Origin of the sequence: Citrobacter sp. RHBSTW-01013 (assembly GCF_013781985.1) — a bacterium.
GTDB classification, from domain to species: Bacteria; Pseudomonadota; Gammaproteobacteria; order Enterobacterales; family Enterobacteriaceae; genus Citrobacter; species Citrobacter braakii.
The window spans coordinates 4,639,837-4,656,886 of record NZ_CP056185.1; the positions used below are offsets into that span (position 1 = coordinate 4,639,837).

Sequence of the window (17,050 nt, forward strand, 5' to 3'; positions counted from 1 at the left end):
TCAGGCCGACGAATTTGTATCGTAGGCCTGATAAGACATTTAGCGTCGCCATCAGGCATCAACAGCATTTATCAATTTGGGCACTTATAAACCTGTCCGGTCATTTCACTGGCAGTAGGAACAAAGCTGGACAGCATTCCCTGTGATGGGCTGCTGACGCCATAAATCACGTTACCACCCATTGCCGCGGCCTGGTTACGCAGATCGTTTGCTGCGCCACGCATAGAGCCACCCTCTTCGCCGTGCTGGCCAGAAAGCCAGTTGCTTTGCGTACCGGTTGCAGTGCCAATCAGTTGACACTCTGCGCCAGGCTTCTCTTCGACGAAGCGTACGCTTTGCCCGGCTGAACTCAGTTCGTTGCTGGAGCTACAACCCGCCATCAGTAGCGCGGCACCAACGATCCCTGCTAAATATTTCACGTGCATGTCATTCCCCATAATCAATGAGCTGGACGTTATGTCCGTAGCTGAATCATATACTAAAAAGATGACCAAAAGAAAAACCCCCGGACATTTCTGCCCGAGGGTTTCTCATTTTTCGCGAGATACGTATTTAATCAAATAATTCAAGTTGCAGGCAGGCGGCAGGTTCATGAATCCCCAGATGCTTACATGAGTAAGTGACTGGGGTGAACGAACGCAGCCAATGAACCTGCGGCTTGAAGTATGAAGATTAAATTACATCATGCCGCCCATTCCACCCATGCCGCCCATACCACCAGCAGCACCTAAGTCAGGCGCATCGCCTTTCGGCAGGTCAGTAACCATGCACTCGGTGGTGATCATCAGACCCGCAACAGAAGCCGCGTACTGCAGAGCTGAACGCGTTACTTTGGTTGGATCCAGGATACCCATGTCGATCATGTTACCGTATTCTTCAGTTGCAGCGTTGTAACCGTAGTTACCGTCACCCGCTTTCACGGTGTTAGCCACTACAGACGGCTCTTCGCCGCAGTTCAGTACGATTTGACGCAGCGGAGATTCCATTGCGCGCAGCGCAACTTTGATACCTACGTTCTGGTCTTCGTTCTGACCTTTCAGACCGGCAATTTTAGACGCTACGCGAATCAGCGCAACACCACCACCAGCAACCACGCCTTCTTCTACCGCAGCACGGGTCGCGTGCAGGGCATCTTCAACGCGGGCTTTCTTCTCTTTCATTTCAACTTCAGTCGCAGCACCAACTTTGATAACCGCAACGCCGCCTGCCAGTTTCGCTACGCGCTCCTGCAGTTTTTCACGGTCGTAGTCGGAAGTTGCTTCTTCGATCTGCTGACGAATCTGAGTCACGCGACCCTGGATTGCAGCTTCATCACCCACGCCATCAATGATGGTGGTGGTGTCTTTGTTGATAACAACGCGTTTCGCCTGACCCAGATCTTCCAGAGTTGCTTTTTCCAGCTCCATACCGATCTCTTCAGAGATAACGGTACCACCGGTCAGGGTAGCGATATCCTGCAGCATCGCTTTACGACGGTCGCCGAAGCCAGGCGCTTTAACCGCCGCGACTTTCACGATACCGCGCATGGTGTTAACAACCAGAGTTGCCAGCGCTTCGCCTTCAACATCTTCAGCGATGATCAGCAGTGGTTTACCCGCTTTTGCTACTGCTTCCAGCACCGGCAGCATTTCGCGGATGTTGGAGATTTTCTTGTCAGCCAGCAGGATGAACGGGCTTTCCAGTTCTACTGCGCCAGTTTCCGGCTTGTTGATGAAGTAAGGAGACAGGTAACCACGGTCGAACTGCATACCTTCAACCACGTCCAGTTCGTCCTGCAGACCGGTACCGTCTTCAACGGTGATCACGCCTTCTTTACCGACTTTGTCCATCGCTTCAGCGATCAGTTTACCTACGGTTTCGTCGGAGTTAGCGGAGATAGTACCAACCTGAGCAATCGCTTTAGAGTCAGAGCATGGTACGGACAGTGCTTTCAGTTCTTCAACGGCAGCAGCGACAGCTTTGTCGATACCACGTTTCAGATCCATCGGGTTCATGCCCGCAGCAACGGCTTTCAGACCTTCAGTGATGATGGACTGCGCCAGTACGGTTGCGGTGGTGGTACCGTCGCCTGCAGCGTCGTTCGCTTTAGAGGCAACTTCTTTCACCATCTGCGCCCCCATGTTTTCGAACTTGTCTTCCAGTTCGATTTCACGGGCTACGGAAACACCATCTTTAGTGATGGTCGGTGCACCGAAAGATTTATCCAGAACTACGTTACGGCCTTTTGGACCGAGGGTAACTTTCACTGCATCTGCCAGTACGTTTACGCCGCGCAGCATTTTCACACGAGCGTCGTTACCGAATTTTACGTCTTTAGCTGCCATTTTCTCTTTCCCTTAAATTCGTATGTTCAGTGTCGTTCGCGGATTAGGCTTCAACAATTGCCAGGATGTCACTTTCAGACATGATCAACACTTCTTCATTGTCGATCTTCTCAGATTTAACACCGTAGCCATCGTTGAAAATAACGATATCGCCGACTTTTACGTCCAGCGGCTGTACGGTACCGTTGTCCAGGATGCGGCCCTTACCGACAGCGATGATTTCGCCACGAGTTGATTTACCTGCTGCAGAACCGGTCAGTACGATGCCGCCAGCAGATTTAGATTCAACTTCTTTACGTTTGACGATCACACGATCATGTAACGGACGAATACTCATTGATAGCTCTCCTTTGAGAAAGTCTTTATCAGTTATGGGTGACGCCGGCCCGTGAACGGTTTCCCGGCTAGTGACCAGAGAAATGGGGATGGGGCTTTGTACCTTCAAGGGGGCAAGCGAAAAAAAATTTATATCAGCAGAAAATTCCGTCAAAACGCCGACGCGCATCACATTTTATAACGATTTCAGTCACGTCGTCATAAGCAAATACGATTGTGATACCATCAAAAATCTGCGCTGTAGCCCGGTCAATGGGCATAACCGGATAACAACTTATGAGCGGACTGAAACAAGAGCTGGGACTGGCTCAGGGCATTGGCCTGTTGTCGACATCATTGCTAGGTACAGGCGTTTTCGCCGTCCCTGCGCTAGCCGCGCTGGTGGCTGGCAACAACAGCCTGTGGGCCTGGCCGGTGCTGATTGTTTTAGTCTTTCCCGTGGCGATTGTCTTTGCCGTACTGGGTCGTCATTTTCCCAGCGCGGGTGGCGTGGCGCATTTTGTTGGTATGGCCTTTGGCCCACGCCTGGAGCGCGTCACCGGATGGCTATTTTTGTCGGTGATTCCCGTCGGCTTGCCTGCGGCATTACATATCGCCGCCGGATTTGGTCAAGCGATGTTTGGCTGGCATGACGAACAGCTTCTGTTGGCAGAGCTCGGTACGCTGGCATTGGTTTGGTATATCGGCTCCCACGGTGCCAGTTCTAGCGCTAATCTGCAAACGGTCATTGCCGGATTGATTGTTGCCCTCATTGTCGCCATCTGGTGGGCGGGCGATGTGAAACCTGGCGAAATCCCCTTCCCTGCGATAACCGAGATTGAGCTCCCCGGACTGTTCGCCGCGCTGTCGGTGATGTTCTGGTGTTTTGTTGGCCTTGAAGCGTTTGCCCATCTGGCATCTGAATTCAAAAACCCGGAGCGGGATTTCCCGCGCGCGCTGATGATCGGCCTGCTGCTTGCGGGCTCTGTTTATTGGGCATGCACCGTCGTCGTGCTTCATTTTGGCGCCTACGGTGAGCAAATGGCGGCGGCGGCCTCACTGCCAGAGATCGTCGTGCAGTTATTTGGCGTACAGGCACTGTGGGTCGCCTGCATCATTGGTTATCTGGCCTGTTTTGCCAGTCTCAACATTTATATTCAAAGCTTCGCCCGGCTGGTCTGGTCGCAAGCGCAATATAAGCCGGAAAGTCATCTGGCGCGTCTGTCTCCCCGTCACCTTCCGCGCAATGCGCTAAACGCCGTATTGGGCTGCTGCGTGATCAGTACGTTGTGCATCTATATGCTGAAAATCAATCTCGATGCGTTAATCGTCTATGCTAACGGCATCTTTATTATGATTTATTTGCTGTGCATGCTGGCGGGATGTCGATTACTGAAAGGGCATTATCGCATGCTGGCGGTCATTGGCGGTCTACTGTGTCTGCTGCTGTTGGCAATGGTTGGCTGGAAGAGCCTGTATGCACTGATTATGTTGGCAGGGCTGTGGCTGTTTTTACCCCGCAGGCCGGATAAGGCGACGTTGACGCCGTCATCCGGCAGATAAGCATTTTGCCGGATGGTGCTCACGCTTATCCGGCCCGCATACTGATGCTTAATCCCGAGGATCGTCTTTATGATCAATACGGTTGCGATCGTCGTCTTTGCGCTGAAATTCGCCATCAAAGGTCTCACCGCCACCGGTTCCGGCGCTGAAACCACCGCCCGGCATACGCGAAAAACGCAAATGCGGCAGCAGTTTCATCGTCAGATGTTTTTGCACCGGGGGTAATAAAAGAAGAAGACCGAGGAAATCGGTGAAAAAACCGGGCAGTACCAACAGCAGACCAGCAATGATCAGCGACACGCTCTTGATCATTTCTGCAGCAGGACTTTCACCAGCCGCCATTTTTTGTTGCATCAGTAAAAAGTTTTTAAATCCCTGGTTACGAACCAGAGACATACCGATAACCGACGTAAAAATAACCAAAATCAGCGTCATCAGGACACCCAGGACATGGGCAACCTGAATAAAAATAGATATCTCTATGTAAACATAGAGAAAAATGGCAAGTAATGGTATCCAGCGCAAAGGGTTCTCCTGTCAATAACAGTCGTTTTTTTCAACGCCTGCCCGATGAATTATGTGACTCGCATCAATTAGATGTTGAGGTGGTTAGCAAAATTTCAAGTCGCTTGTACACTTATTTTTAGTATTAATCCTAAAGGGGTGATCCATTTCACAGAATAATAAATAAGGGGTAAATTCCACGCTTTAAGTGATCCAGATTACGGTAGAAATCCTGAACCAGCATATGATCTCGAGTATCAGACCGATGCAGGGGATAATCGTCGGTCGAGAAACAATCGAAATCACATATATCCTGTGTGTTTAGTCAAATCATTGGCAGCTTGAAAAAGAAGGTTCACATGTTAAACAACATTCGTATCGAAGAAGACTTGTTGGGTACCAGGGAAGTTCCAGCGGACGCCTACTACGGTGTTCACACTCTGAGAGCGATTGAAAACTTCTACATTAGCAACAACAAAATCAGCGACATTCCTGAATTTGTTCGCGGTATGGTAATGGTTAAAAAGGCAGCGGCAATGGCCAACAAAGAGCTGCAAACCATTCCTAAGAGTGTGGCAAATGCCATCATCGCGGCGTGTGACGAAGTCCTGAATAACGGAAAATGCATGGATCAATTCCCGGTAGATGTTTACCAGGGTGGTGCGGGTACCTCCGTCAACATGAACACCAACGAAGTGCTGGCCAATATCGGTCTGGAACTGATGGGTCACCAGAAAGGTGAATATCAGTACCTGAACCCGAACGACCACGTTAACAAATGTCAGTCTACCAACGACGCTTACCCAACTGGCTTCCGTATCGCGGTATACGCATCCATCATCAAACTGATCGATGCCCTGAACCAGCTGCGTGAAGGCTTCGAACAAAAAGCTGTTGAATTCCAGGACATCCTGAAAATGGGCCGTACCCAGCTGCAGGATGCTGTACCGATGACCCTCGGTCAGGAATTCCATGCTTTCAGCGTACTGTTGAAAGAAGAAGTGAAAAACATTAGTCGTACCGCTGAGCTGCTGCTGGAAGTTAACCTCGGTGCAACTGCAATCGGTACGGGTCTGAACACGCCGAAAGAATACTCCCCGCTGGCAGTACAGAAACTGGCTGAAGTCACTGGCTTCGCCTGTGTTCCGGCAGAAGACCTGATTGAAGCAACTTCTGACTGCGGCGCATACGTTATGGTTCACGGCGCACTGAAACGTCTGGCTGTTAAGATGTCCAAAATCTGTAACGACCTGCGTTTGCTCTCCTCTGGCCCACGTGCTGGTCTGAACGAGATCAACCTGCCGGAACTGCAGGCTGGTTCTTCTATCATGCCAGCAAAAGTGAACCCAGTTGTTCCAGAAGTCGTAAACCAGGTTTGCTTTAAAGTCATCGGTAACGATATCACCGTTACTATGGCATCTGAAGCTGGTCAGCTGCAGTTGAACGTAATGGAGCCGGTCATTGGCCAGGCAATGTTTGAATCCATTCACATTCTGAGCAATGCTTGCTACAACCTGCTGGAAAAATGCGTTAGTGGTATCACTGCTAACAAAGAAGTCTGTGAAGCGTTTGTATTCAACTCCATCGGCATCGTTACTTACCTCAACCCGTTCATCGGTCACCACAACGGCGACATCGTCGGTAAAATTTGTGCCGAAACCGGTAAGAGCGTACGTGAAGTTGTCCTGGAACGCGGTCTGTTGACCGAGTCTGAACTGGACGATATCTTCTCTGCACAGAACCTGATGCACCCTGCTTATAAAGCAAAACGTTATACTGATGAAAGCGAACAGTAATCGTGTAGGGTAGTACCGGAGAAGGCACGTCATGATGACGTGCCTTTTTTCTTACTCGAAGTTACTTAAAAACAACAATTTAATATCAACTTGTTAAACAACAAGGAAGGCTAATATGATAGTTTTAGAACTTATCATCGTTTTGCTGGCAATCTTTTTAGGTGCCAGACTTGGGGGTATCGGTATTGGATTTGCAGGTGGGCTGGGTGTTCTGGTTCTTGCCGCTATTGGCGTAAAACCAGGTAATATTCCGTTCGATGTTATTTCCATTATCATGGCGGTTATCGCTGCCATCTCTGCCATGCAGATTGCCGGTGGTCTGGACTATCTGGTTCATCAAACTGAAAAACTGCTGCGTAAAAACCCGAAATACATCACGATCCTTGCACCAATCGTGACCTATTTCCTGACTATCTTTGCCGGTACCGGCAACATCTCTCTGGCAACTCTGCCGGTTATCGCTGAAGTCGCGAAGGAACAAGGTATCAAACCTTGCCGTCCGCTCTCTACCGCAGTGGTTTCTGCACAGATTGCGATTACGGCGTCGCCAATCTCCGCAGCCGTGGTTTACATGTCTTCCGTAATGGAAGGTCATGGCATCAGCTACATTCACCTGCTGTCCGTGGTCATTCCGTCCACTCTGCTGGCCGTTCTGGTGATGTCCTTCCTGGTAACGATGCTGTTCAACTCCAAACTGTCTGACGATCCGATTTATCGTAAGCGTCTGGAAGAAGGTTTGGTTGAACTGCGTGGTGAAAGACAAGTTGAAATCAAAGCTGGCGCGAAAACCTCCGTTTGGTTGTTCCTGCTGGGCGTGATTTGCGTAGTTGTATACGCCATCATCAACAGCCCAAGCCTCGGCCTGGTCGCTAAACCGCTGATGAACACCACCAACGCAATCCTGATCATCATGCTGAGCGTCGCGACGCTGACTACGATCGTCTGCCGCGTTGAAACTGACTCCATCCTGAACTCCAGCACCTTTAAAGCGGGTATGAGCGCCTGTATTTGTATCCTGGGTGTTGCATGGCTGGGTGATACCTTCGTATCTCACAACATTGACTGGATCAAAGATACTGCAGGTAGCGTAATTCAGGGTCATCCGTGGTTGCTGGCTGTCATCTTCTTCTTTGCTTCTGCGCTGCTGTACTCTCAGGCTGCAACCGCTAAAGCACTGATGCCGATGGCTCTGGCTCTGAACGTTTCCCCACTGACTGCTGTTGCGTCTTTCGCCGCTGTTTCTGGCCTGTTCATTCTGCCAACCTACCCAACTCTGGTTGCGGCGGTGCAGATGGATGACACCGGTACAACCCGCATCGGTAAATTCGTCTTTAACCATCCGTTCTTCATCCCAGGTACTCTGGGCGTGCTTTTGGCTGTCTGCTTCGGCTTCTTGCTGGGCAGCTTCATGCTGTAAGACTTTACTGCAGGGTGCCTTCGCGCCCTGCAGTTCCTCCTCCTCATCATCCCGCTTTAACTAACATCCTTCCCTCGTCCGTTGTATAGTGACCACTCTTTAGCTGGTTACTCAGTTCTTTCGAGGTGTTTATGCTTGATGTAAAGAGTCAGGATATTTCCATCCCCGATACCGTTGTGGTGCTCTGTACCGCCCCGGATGAAGCAACCGCCCAGGATCTGGCCGCCAAAGTGCTGGCGGAAAAGCTGGCTGCCTGCGTGACGCTGCTGCCTGGCGCGACCTCCCTCTATTATTGGGAAGGTAAACTGGAGCAGGAATATGAAGTCCAGATGATTTTAAAAACCACCGTCACACACCAGCAAGCCCTTCTCGACTGCCTGAAGTCACATCATCCATACCAAACGCCTGAACTTCTGGTTTTACCCGTCACTCACGGAGACTTTGATTACCGCTCATGGCTCAACGCATCCTTACGCTGATCCTGCTGCTGTGCAGCACATCTACCTTTGCCGGATTATTTGACGCGCCTGGCCGCTCGCAGTTTGTTCCTGCCGATCGGGCGTTTGTTTTTGATTTTCAGCAAAACCAACACGCTCTGAACCTCTCATGGCAGGTTAAAGATGGCTACTATCTGTATCGCAAACAGATAAGCATTACGCCATCTCAGGCCGATATCGCCGAGGTAAAACTACCGCCAGGCGTCTGGCATGAAGATGAGTTTTATGGCAAAAGTGAGATTTACCGTAAACAATTGACTATCCCGGTCACGGTCAATCAGGCTAAATCTGGCGCAACATTAACGGTCACATACCAGGGCTGTGCCGACGCCGGTTTTTGCTATCCGCCTGAAACTAAAACGGTGCCATTAAGTGAAGTGTCTGCCGATACCAGGGCGACACCTGCGCCAGTGCCTGCCACCGATGCTTTGCAAGAGAGACCACAACCCGCAACCCAGCTTCCCTTTTCCGCGCTGTGGGCATTGCTAATCGGAATTGGCATCGCGTTTACACCTTGCGTATTGCCGATGTATCCTCTGATTTCCGGTATCGTGCTGGGCGGCAAGCAACGCTTATCAACCGGACGTGCGCTGCTGCTGACGTTTATCTACGTCCAGGGAATGGCGCTCACTTATACCGCGCTGGGTCTGGTTGTTGCGGCCGCCGGATTGCAGTTCCAGGCTGCGCTACAGCATCCTTACGTCCTGATTGGCCTTGCCGTCGTCTTTACGCTGCTGGCCCTTTCGATGTTTGGCTTGTTCACGCTGCAACTCCCTTCATCGCTGCAAACACGCCTTACATTGATGAGTAACCGTCAGCAAGGCGGTTCCCCCGGTAGCGTCTTTGCGATGGGGGCGATTGCCGGCCTCATCTGTTCTCCTTGTACAACGGCCCCGCTAAGCGCGATTTTGCTGTATATCGCTCAGAGCGGGAACATGTGGCTGGGAGGCGGCACGCTGTATCTGTACGCGCTGGGGATGGGATTACCTCTGATGCTAATTACCGTATTCGGTAATCGTCTGTTGCCTAAAAGCGGCCCATGGATGGAACATGTCAAAACCGCTTTTGGCTTTGTCATTCTGGCGCTCCCCGTCTTCTTACTCGAACGCATCATTGGCGACGACTGGGGCGTTCGCCTGTGGTCGCTGTTGGGCGTCGCATTCTTTAGCTGGGCATTTATCACCAGCCTGCAGGCAAAGCACGCCTGGATGCGCATCGTGCAGATTATCCTGTTAGCTGCAGCGCTGGTAACCGTTCGGCCATTGCAGGACTGGGCGTTCGGCGTGCCGCATGCTCAAACCCAGACACACCTTAACTTCACGCCTGTGGCTTCAGTGGATGCGCTAAATCAGGCGCTGGCACAAGCTAAAGGCAAGCCCGTGATGTTGGATCTGTATGCTGACTGGTGCGTGGCCTGCAAGGAGTTTGAGAAGTATACGTTTAGCAATCAGCAGGTTCAGCAAGCGCTAGGCGACACGGTGCTTTTGCAGGCGGATGTGACTGCAAATAATGCCCAGGATGTCGCTCTGCTAAAACATTTACAGGTTTTAGGTTTGCCGACTATTTTGTTCTTTGACGCCGAGGGGAAAGAGCATCCGGAGGCTCGGGTAACCGGCTTTATGGATGCCGCGACCTTCAGCGCACATTTGCGCGATCGCCAACCGTGAGCGACACTTGCAACAGGAAATACGGAGGAGAATACCGTGCAACGTGAAGATGTCCTGGGAGAAGCCCTGAAATTACTTGAGGTTCAAGGGATAGCCAATACCACACTGGAAATGGTGGCCGATCGTATCGATTATCCTCTTGATGAACTACAACGCTTTTGGCCCGACAAAGAGGCCATTCTGTACGATGCGTTACGTTACCTCAGCCAGCGGGTGGATATCTGGCGGCGTCAACTTTTGCTGGATGACACCCTGAGCGCTGAACAGAAATTACTGGCACGCTACACCGCGCTGTCCGAATGCGTGAGCAATAATCGCTACCCAGGCTGCCTGTTTATCGCCGCCTGTACGTTTTACCCCGATCCCGGGCATCCGATCCATCAGTTAGCCGATCAGCAAAAAAAGGCAGCACATGACTTCACCCATGAGCTGCTGACGACGCTGGAAGTTGACGACCCTGCAATGGTTGCCAAACAGATGGAACTGGTGCTGGAAGGCTGTCTGAGCCGCATGCTGGTGAATCGTAGCCATGCTGATGTCGAAACGGCACACCGCCTGGCTGAAGATATCCTGCGCTTTGCTCAGTGCCGTATGGGCGGTGCGCTGACCTAAGCAAGCATGCCCGCCAGGCCGAAATGAGTAAACACAGCGCCATCAGTCTCTAAAACGCACCATCGCCACGGTGGTGCGAAATACTCTGTTAAACGCCCGCCCAACTCATCGCCCGACACACCAGCGGGTCCTGCTGCAGCAATTGCACCGTTTGTTACTGGAAACGTCGGAAAGGTTTGTGCACAACTTGCGGTAGTGTGCGGGAGTAATACAGGCCGCGTAACGTTTTCGTCAGCCTTTGCTCATATAGAAGGTCAGATAGGTAAATTGCCTGGAAGTTTTGTGCAAACTTCAGGCATAATCGCACAGATTGCCGCAATATTAAGCGGTTGAACATCTTTTCCCGAAATTTGATTGACTGGCAGACGTGAATACGGTTTAATGCGCCCCGTTGCCCGGATAGCTCAGTCGGTAGAGCAGGGGATTGAAAATCCCCGTGTCCTTGGTTCGATTCCGAGTCCGGGCACCACTATTTAAAGAACCCGCCCTAGAGGCGGGTTTTTGCTTTTATAGTTTCTGATACTTTCCAACCGATGATCTCTCAATATCTTTACTGCTCTACCCCTCACAAAATCCATACGTAAGATTAGTCGTGCCTGTTAACAAGCTGACATCTGGGTTCTATAAGAAGATGGGGTTTAACGTGATGGGATGTACAGAGGTCCGCGATCCTGAGCGACAGTACCTGTTACTCAATCCCGTGCACGGATAGCAGGCAATGTGCTGCTGGGAGAGCCTGGTGTGCTGCGCTTCTCAGGCCTGCACACCGGTTACAACAGTATGGGCTGGATAAAACGGTACGCTGCATCCGGCAGTTTTCACTCCCTGCAGACGCAAAAAAGCCCATCCGGCAGGATGGGCTTCTTCACTTGTTTGATGCCTGGCAGTTCCCTACTCTCGCATGGGGAGACCCCACACTACCATCGGCTCTACGGCGTTTCACTTCTGAGTTCGGCATGGGGTCAGGTGGGACCACCGCGCTACAGCCGCCAGGCAAATTCTGTTTATCAACACACCTCTCGGGTCTGTCGATGTAATCTGTAATCAAGCTGAATTTCGATGTCTCTTTCGCCAAAACATCTTCGGCGTTGTAAGGTTAAGCCTCACGGTTCATTAGTATCGGTTAGCTCAACGTATCGCTACGCTTACACACCCGACCTATCAACGTCGTCGTCTTCAACGTTCCTTCAGGACCCTTAAAGGGTCAGGGAGAACTCATCTCGGGGCAAGTTTCGTGCTTAGATGCTTTCAGCACTTATCTCTTCCGCATTTAGCTACCGGGCAATGCCATTGGCATGACAACCCGAACACCAGTGATGCGTCCACTCCGGTCCTCTCGTACTAGGAGCAGCCCCCCTCAATTCTCCAGCGCCCACGGCAGATAGGGACCGAACTGTCTCACGACGTTCTAAACCCAGCTCGCGTACCACTTTAAATGGCGAACAGCCATACCCTTGGGACCTACTTCAGCCCCAGGATGTGATGAGCCGACATCGAGGTGCCAAACACCGCCGTCGATATGAACTCTTGGGCGGTATCAGCCTGTTATCCCCGGAGTACCTTTTATCCGTTGAGCGATGGCCCTTCCATTCAGAACCACCGGATCACTAAGACCTGCTTTCGCACCTGCTCGAGCCGTCACTCTCGCAGTCAAGCTAGCTTATGCCTTTGCACTAACCTCCTGATGTCCGACCAGGATTAGCTAACCTTCGTGCTCCTCCGTTACTCTTTAGGAGGAGACCGCCCCAGTCAAACTACCCACCAGACACTGTCCGCAACCCGGATTACGGGTCTACGTTAGAACACCAGCCATTAAAGGGTGGTATTTCAAGGTTGGCTCCATGCAGACTGGCGTCCACACTTCAAAGCCTCCCACCTATCCTACACATCAAGGACCAGTGTTCAGTGTCAAGCTATAGTAAAGGTTCACGGGGTCTTTCCGTCTTGCCGCGGGTACACTGCATCTTCACAGCGAGTTCAATTTCACTGAGTCTCGGGTGGAGACAGCCTGGCCATCATTACGCCATTCGTGCAGGTCGGAACTTACCCGACAAGGAATTTCGCTACCTTAGGACCGTTATAGTTACGGCCGCCGTTTACCGGGGCTTCGATCAAGAGCTTCTCCTTACGGATAACCCCATCAATTAACCTTCCGGCACCGGGCAGGCGTCACACCGTATACGTCCACTTTCGTGTTTGCACAGTGCTGTGTTTTTAATAAACAGTTGCAGCCAGCTGGTATCTTCGACTGATTTCAGCTCCATGAGTAAATCACTTCACCTACATATCAGCGTGCCTTCTCCCGAAGTTACGGCACCATTTTGCCTAGTTCCTTCACCCGAGTTCTCTCAAGCGCCTTGGTATTCTCTACCTGACCACCTGTGTCGGTTTGGGGTACGATTTCGTGTTACCTGATGCTTAGAGGCTTTTCCTGGAAGCAGGGCATTTGTTACTTCAGCACCGTAGTGCCTCGTCATCACACCTCAGCGTTAACAAGACTCCGGATTTACCTGGAATCTCCGCCTACATGCTTAAACCGGGACAACCGTCGCCCGGCTAACATAGCCTTCTCCGTCCCCCCCTCGCAGTAACACCAAGTACAGGAATATTAACCTGTTTCCCATCGACTACGCCTTTCGGCCTCGCCTTAGGGGTCGACTCACCCTGCCCCGATTAACGTTGGACAGGAACCCTTGGTCTTCCGGCGTGCGGGTTTTTCACCCGCATTATCGTTACTTATGTCAGCATTCGCACTTCTGATACCTCCAGCATGCCTCACAGCACACCTTCAACGGCTTACAGAACGCTCCCCTACCCAACAACACATAGTGTCGCTGCCGCAGCTTCGGTGCATGGTTTAGCCCCGTTACATCTTCCGCGCAGGCCGACTCGACCAGTGAGCTATTACGCTTTCTTTAAATGATGGCTGCTTCTAAGCCAACATCCTGGCTGTCTGTGCCTTCCCACATCGTTTCCCACTTAACCATGACTTTGGGACCTTAGCTGGCGGTCTGGGTTGTTTCCCTCTTCACGACGGACGTTAGCACCCGCCGTGTGTCTCCCGTGATAACATTCTTCGGTATTCGCAGTTTGCATCGGGTTGGTAAGTCGGGATGACCCCCTAGCCGAAACAGTGCTCTACCCCCGAAGATGAATTCACGAGGCGCTACCTAAATAGCTTTCGGGGAGAACCAGCTATCTCCCGGTTTGATTGGCCTTTCACCCCCAGCCACAAGTCATCCGCTAATTTTTCAACATTAGTCGGTTCGGTCCTCCAGTTAGTGTTACCCAACCTTCAACCTGCCCATGGCTAGATCACCGGGTTTCGGGTCTATACCCTGCAACTTAACGCCCAGTTAAGACTCGGTTTCCCTTCGGCTCCCCTATTCGGTTAACCTTGCTACAGAATATAAGTCGCTGACCCATTATACAAAAGGTACGCAGTCACCCCATAAAGAGGCTCCCACTGCTTGTACGTACACGGTTTCAGGTTCTTTTTCACTCCCCTCGCCGGGGTTCTTTTCGCCTTTCCCTCACGGTACTGGTTCACTATCGGTCAGTCAGGAGTATTTAGCCTTGGAGGATGGTCCCCCCATATTCAGACAGGATACCACGTGTCCCGCCCTACTCTTCGAGTTCACAACACATGCACTTTTGTGTACGGGGCTGTCACCCTGTATCGCCGGACTTTCCAGACCGTTCCACTACCACACATGCTGATTCAGACTCTGGGCTGCTCCCCGTTCGCTCGCCGCTACTGGGGGAATCTCGGTTGATTTCTTTTCCTCGGGGTACTTAGATGTTTCAGTTCCCCCGGTTCGCTTCATTACGCTATGTATTCACGTAATGATAGTGTGACGAATCACACTGGGTTTCCCCATTCGGAAATCGCCGGTTATAACGGTTCATATCACCTTACCGACGCTTATCGCAGATTAGCACGTCCTTCATCGCCTCTGACTGCCAGGGCATCCACCGTGTACGCTTAGTCGCTTAACCTCACAACCCGAAGATGTTTCGTAAAACACTTCAGTGTTGCGAAAATTTGAGAGACTCGAACACACCGCTTTTCATTTCTTGTTTACGGAGAAATGAAACAGTGTGTCGTTTCAATTTTCAGCTTGATCCAGATTTTTAAAGAGCAAAACTTCTTAATGCACTCGAAAGTACATTCAGAAGTTCATCATTCATCAGACAATCTGTGTGAGCACTACAAAGAACGTTTCTTTAAGGTAAGGAGGTGATCCAACCGCAGGTTCCCCTACGGTTACCTTGTTACGACTTCACCCCAGTCATGAATCACAAAGTGGTAAGCGCCCTCCCGAAGGTTAAGCTACCTACTTCTTTTGCAACCCACTCCCATGGTGTGACGGGCGGTGTGTACAAGGCCCGGGAACGTATTCACCGTGGCATTCTGATCCACGATTACTAGCGATTCCGACTTCATGGAGTCGAGTTGCAGACTCCAATCCGGACTACGACATACTTTATGAGGTCCGCTTGCTCTCGCGAGGTCGCTTCTCTTTGTATATGCCATTGTAGCACGTGTGTAGCCCTACTCGTAAGGGCCATGATGACTTGACGTCATCCCCACCTTCCTCCAGTTTATCACTGGCAGTCTCCTTTGAGTTCCCGGCCGAACCGCTGGCAACAAAGGATAAGGGTTGCGCTCGTTGCGGGACTTAACCCAACATTTCACAACACGAGCTGACGACAGCCATGCAGCACCTGTCTCACGGTTCCCGAAGGCACCAAGGCATCTCTGCCAAGTTCCGTGGATGTCAAGAGTAGGTAAGGTTCTTCGCGTTGCATCGAATTAAACCACATGCTCCACCGCTTGTGCGGGCCCCCGTCAATTCATTTGAGTTTTAACCTTGCGGCCGTACTCCCCAGGCGGTCGACTTAACGCGTTAGCTCCGGAAGCCACGCCTCAAGGGCACAACCTCCAAGTCGACATCGTTTACGGCGTGGACTACCAGGGTATCTAATCCTGTTTGCTCCCCACGCTTTCGCACCTGAGCGTCAGTCTTTGTCCAGGGGGCCGCCTTCGCCACCGGTATTCCTCCAGATCTCTACGCATTTCACCGCTACACCTGGAATTCTACCCCCCTCTACAAGACTCTAGCCTGCCAGTTTCGGATGCAGTTCCCAGGTTGAGCCCGGGGATTTCACATCCGACTTGACAGACCGCCTGCGTGCGCTTTACGCCCAGTAATTCCGATTAACGCTTGCACCCTCCGTATTACCGCGGCTGCTGGCACGGAGTTAGCCGGTGCTTCTTCTGCGAGTAACGTCAATTGCTGCGGTTATTAACCACAACACCTTCCTCCTCGCTGAAAGTACTTTACAACCCGAAGGCCTTCTTCATACACGCGGCATGGCTGCATCAGGCTTGCGCCCATTGTGCAATATTCCCCACTGCTGCCTCCCGTAGGAGTCTGGACCGTGTCTCAGTTCCAGTGTGGCTGGTCATCCTCTCAGACCAGCTAGGGATCGTCGCCTAGGTGAGCCGTTACCCCACCTACTAGCTAATCCCATCTGGGCACATCCGATGGCAAGAGGCCCGAAGGTCCCCCTCTTTGGTCTTGCGACGTTATGCGGTATTAGCTACCGTTTCCAGTAGTTATCCCCCTCCATCGGGCAGTTTCCCAGACATTACTCACCCGTCCGCCACTCGTCACCCAAGGAGCAAGCTCCTCTGTGCTACCGTTCGACTTGCATGTGTTAGGCCTGCCGCCAGCGTTCAATCTGAGCCATGATCAAACTCTTCAATTTAAGTTTGATGCTCGTGAATTAAACTTCGTAATGAATTACGTGTTCACTCAGAGACTTGGTATTCATTTTTCGTCTTGCGACGTTAAGAATCCGTATCTTCGAGTGCCCACACAGATTGTCTGATAAATTGTTAAAGAGCAGTTGCGACGCGCTTTAGCGCTCTGTCGCGAGGTGGCGTATATTACGCTTTCCTCTTTCAGAGTCAACCTCATTTTCAGGTTTTTCTCTTCAACCGAACCGGCTGTTTGTGTGAAGTGATTCACATCCGCCGTGTCGATGGAGGCGCATTATAGGGAGTTTCCTGCGGCCCGCAACCCTTAAATTGCAGAAAAATGACTGACCGCTGCATTCCACAGCAAAACCCCGCCTTATACCCATTTACACACAGAGTTATCCACAATCGTAAGCAAAATAGCGGTCAGCCTCCCTGAAAGAAGAGAAAACAGATAAGGAAATCTCTATATAAAAAGAGACTCGCTCTACGCTATATATAGAAGAAAAGCACAGGCAGCCCATGCCCCATCATCCCTACCACCTTTGAATTACGCATCCCATCAGGCGATAATACCCATACAAACCG

At 51.3% G+C, this 17,050-nt stretch carries 10 protein-coding genes, 1 tRNA gene and 3 rRNA genes; 7 read left to right on the forward strand and 7 right to left on the reverse strand.

Annotation, left to right across the window (positions count from 1 at the left end; all coding sequences use genetic code 11):
- Positions 1-71: 71 nt before the first annotated feature.
- The 3 genes from HV350_RS22225 to HV350_RS22235 all read right to left on the reverse strand — a co-directional run bounded on the left by HV350_RS22225 (position 72) and on the right by HV350_RS22235 (position 2,661).
- Positions 72-425 (reverse strand): DUF4156 domain-containing protein, encoded by a 354-nt coding sequence (locus HV350_RS22225; protein WP_016151391.1) that lies wholly within the window; start codon positions 423-425, stop codon positions 72-74.
- Positions 426-677: 252 nt separating this feature from the next.
- Positions 678-2,324 (reverse strand): chaperonin GroEL, encoded by a 1,647-nt coding sequence (groL, locus tag HV350_RS22230; RefSeq protein WP_003025464.1) that lies wholly within the window; start codon positions 2,322-2,324, stop codon positions 678-680.
- Between the two features lie 43 nt (positions 2,325-2,367).
- Positions 2,368-2,661 carry a co-chaperone GroES gene (locus tag HV350_RS22235; RefSeq protein ID WP_000027827.1) on the reverse strand — a complete coding sequence of 98 codons (294 nt, stop codon included), beginning with the start codon at positions 2,659-2,661 and terminating at the stop codon, positions 2,368-2,370.
- 275 nt (positions 2,662-2,936) lie between these two features.
- Here HV350_RS22235 and yjeH point away from each other — a divergent pair, with 275 nt between their 5' ends.
- Positions 2,937-4,202 (forward strand): L-methionine/branched-chain amino acid transporter, encoded by a 1,266-nt coding sequence (gene yjeH, locus HV350_RS22240; RefSeq protein ID WP_181629337.1) that lies wholly within the window; start codon positions 2,937-2,939, stop codon positions 4,200-4,202.
- A gap of 48 nt (positions 4,203-4,250) precedes the next feature.
- On the opposite strand, the gene HV350_RS22245 is transcribed toward yjeH, so the two are convergent.
- Entirely contained in the window at positions 4,251-4,727 is a 477-nt protein-coding gene (locus HV350_RS22245; RefSeq protein ID WP_016151389.1) for an FxsA family protein, read from the reverse strand.
- A gap of 338 nt (positions 4,728-5,065) precedes the next feature.
- On the opposite strand from HV350_RS22245, the gene aspA reads away from it, so the two are divergent.
- The 6 genes from aspA (at position 5,066) to HV350_RS22275 (ending at position 11,164) form a co-directional block, all read left to right on the forward strand.
- Positions 5,066-6,502 (forward strand): aspartate ammonia-lyase, encoded by a 1,437-nt coding sequence (gene aspA / locus HV350_RS22250; protein WP_016151388.1) that lies wholly within the window; start codon positions 5,066-5,068, stop codon positions 6,500-6,502.
- Positions 6,503-6,617: 115 nt separating this feature from the next.
- Complete coding sequence (gene dcuA, locus HV350_RS22255; RefSeq protein WP_016151387.1) at positions 6,618-7,919, forward strand: anaerobic C4-dicarboxylate transporter DcuA; 1,302 nt, start codon at positions 6,618-6,620, stop codon at positions 7,917-7,919.
- Between the two features lie 131 nt (positions 7,920-8,050).
- A complete protein-coding gene (cutA, locus tag HV350_RS22260; protein WP_003025447.1) occupies positions 8,051-8,398 on the forward strand; it encodes a divalent cation tolerance protein CutA in 348 nt (115 codons plus the stop codon).
- Positions 8,374-10,083 carry a protein-disulfide reductase DsbD gene (locus tag HV350_RS22265; protein WP_181629338.1) on the forward strand — a complete coding sequence of 570 codons (1,710 nt, stop codon included), beginning with the start codon at positions 8,374-8,376 and terminating at the stop codon, positions 10,081-10,083. Before cutA ends, HV350_RS22265 begins: the two co-directional genes overlap by 25 nt.
- Positions 10,084-10,119: 36 nt before the next feature.
- Complete coding sequence (locus HV350_RS22270; protein ID WP_016151385.1) at positions 10,120-10,695, forward strand: transcriptional regulator; 576 nt, start codon at positions 10,120-10,122, stop codon at positions 10,693-10,695.
- Positions 10,696-11,088: 393 nt separating this feature from the next.
- Positions 11,089-11,164: transfer RNA gene (locus HV350_RS22275), tRNA-Phe, on the forward strand.
- Positions 11,165-11,573: 409 nt separating this feature from the next.
- Here the strand turns inward: HV350_RS22275 and rrf are convergent.
- From rrf to HV350_RS22290, 3 genes are all read right to left on the reverse strand, one after another.
- Positions 11,574-11,689: ribosomal RNA gene (gene rrf, locus HV350_RS22280) — 5S ribosomal RNA — on the reverse strand.
- 98 nt (positions 11,690-11,787) lie between these two features.
- Positions 11,788-14,694 (reverse strand): 23S ribosomal RNA (locus tag HV350_RS22285).
- Positions 14,695-14,928: 234 nt separating this feature from the next.
- Positions 14,929-16,470 (reverse strand): 16S ribosomal RNA (locus HV350_RS22290).
- The 16S, 23S and 5S rRNA genes sit together here, the layout of an rRNA operon.
- Positions 16,471-17,050 lie beyond the last annotated feature (580 nt).

Coding starts and splice junctions, on each gene's coding strand:
- HV350_RS22225 (WP_016151391.1), bottom strand. CDS start 425: ATGCACGTGAAATATTTAGCAGGGATCGTTGGTGCCGCGCTACTGATG.
- groL (WP_003025464.1), bottom strand. CDS start 2,324: ATGGCAGCTAAAGACGTAAAATTCGGTAACGACGCTCGTGTGAAAATG.
- HV350_RS22235 (WP_000027827.1), bottom strand. CDS start 2,661: ATGAGTATTCGTCCGTTACATGATCGTGTGATCGTCAAACGTAAAGAA.
- yjeH (WP_181629337.1), top strand. CDS start 2,937: ATGAGCGGACTGAAACAAGAGCTGGGACTGGCTCAGGGCATTGGCCTG.
- aspA (WP_016151388.1), top strand. CDS start 5,066: ATGTTAAACAACATTCGTATCGAAGAAGACTTGTTGGGTACCAGGGAA.
- dcuA (WP_016151387.1), top strand. CDS start 6,618: ATGATAGTTTTAGAACTTATCATCGTTTTGCTGGCAATCTTTTTAGGT.
- cutA (WP_003025447.1), top strand. CDS start 8,051: ATGCTTGATGTAAAGAGTCAGGATATTTCCATCCCCGATACCGTTGTG.
- HV350_RS22265 (WP_181629338.1), top strand. CDS start 8,374: ATGGCTCAACGCATCCTTACGCTGATCCTGCTGCTGTGCAGCACATCT.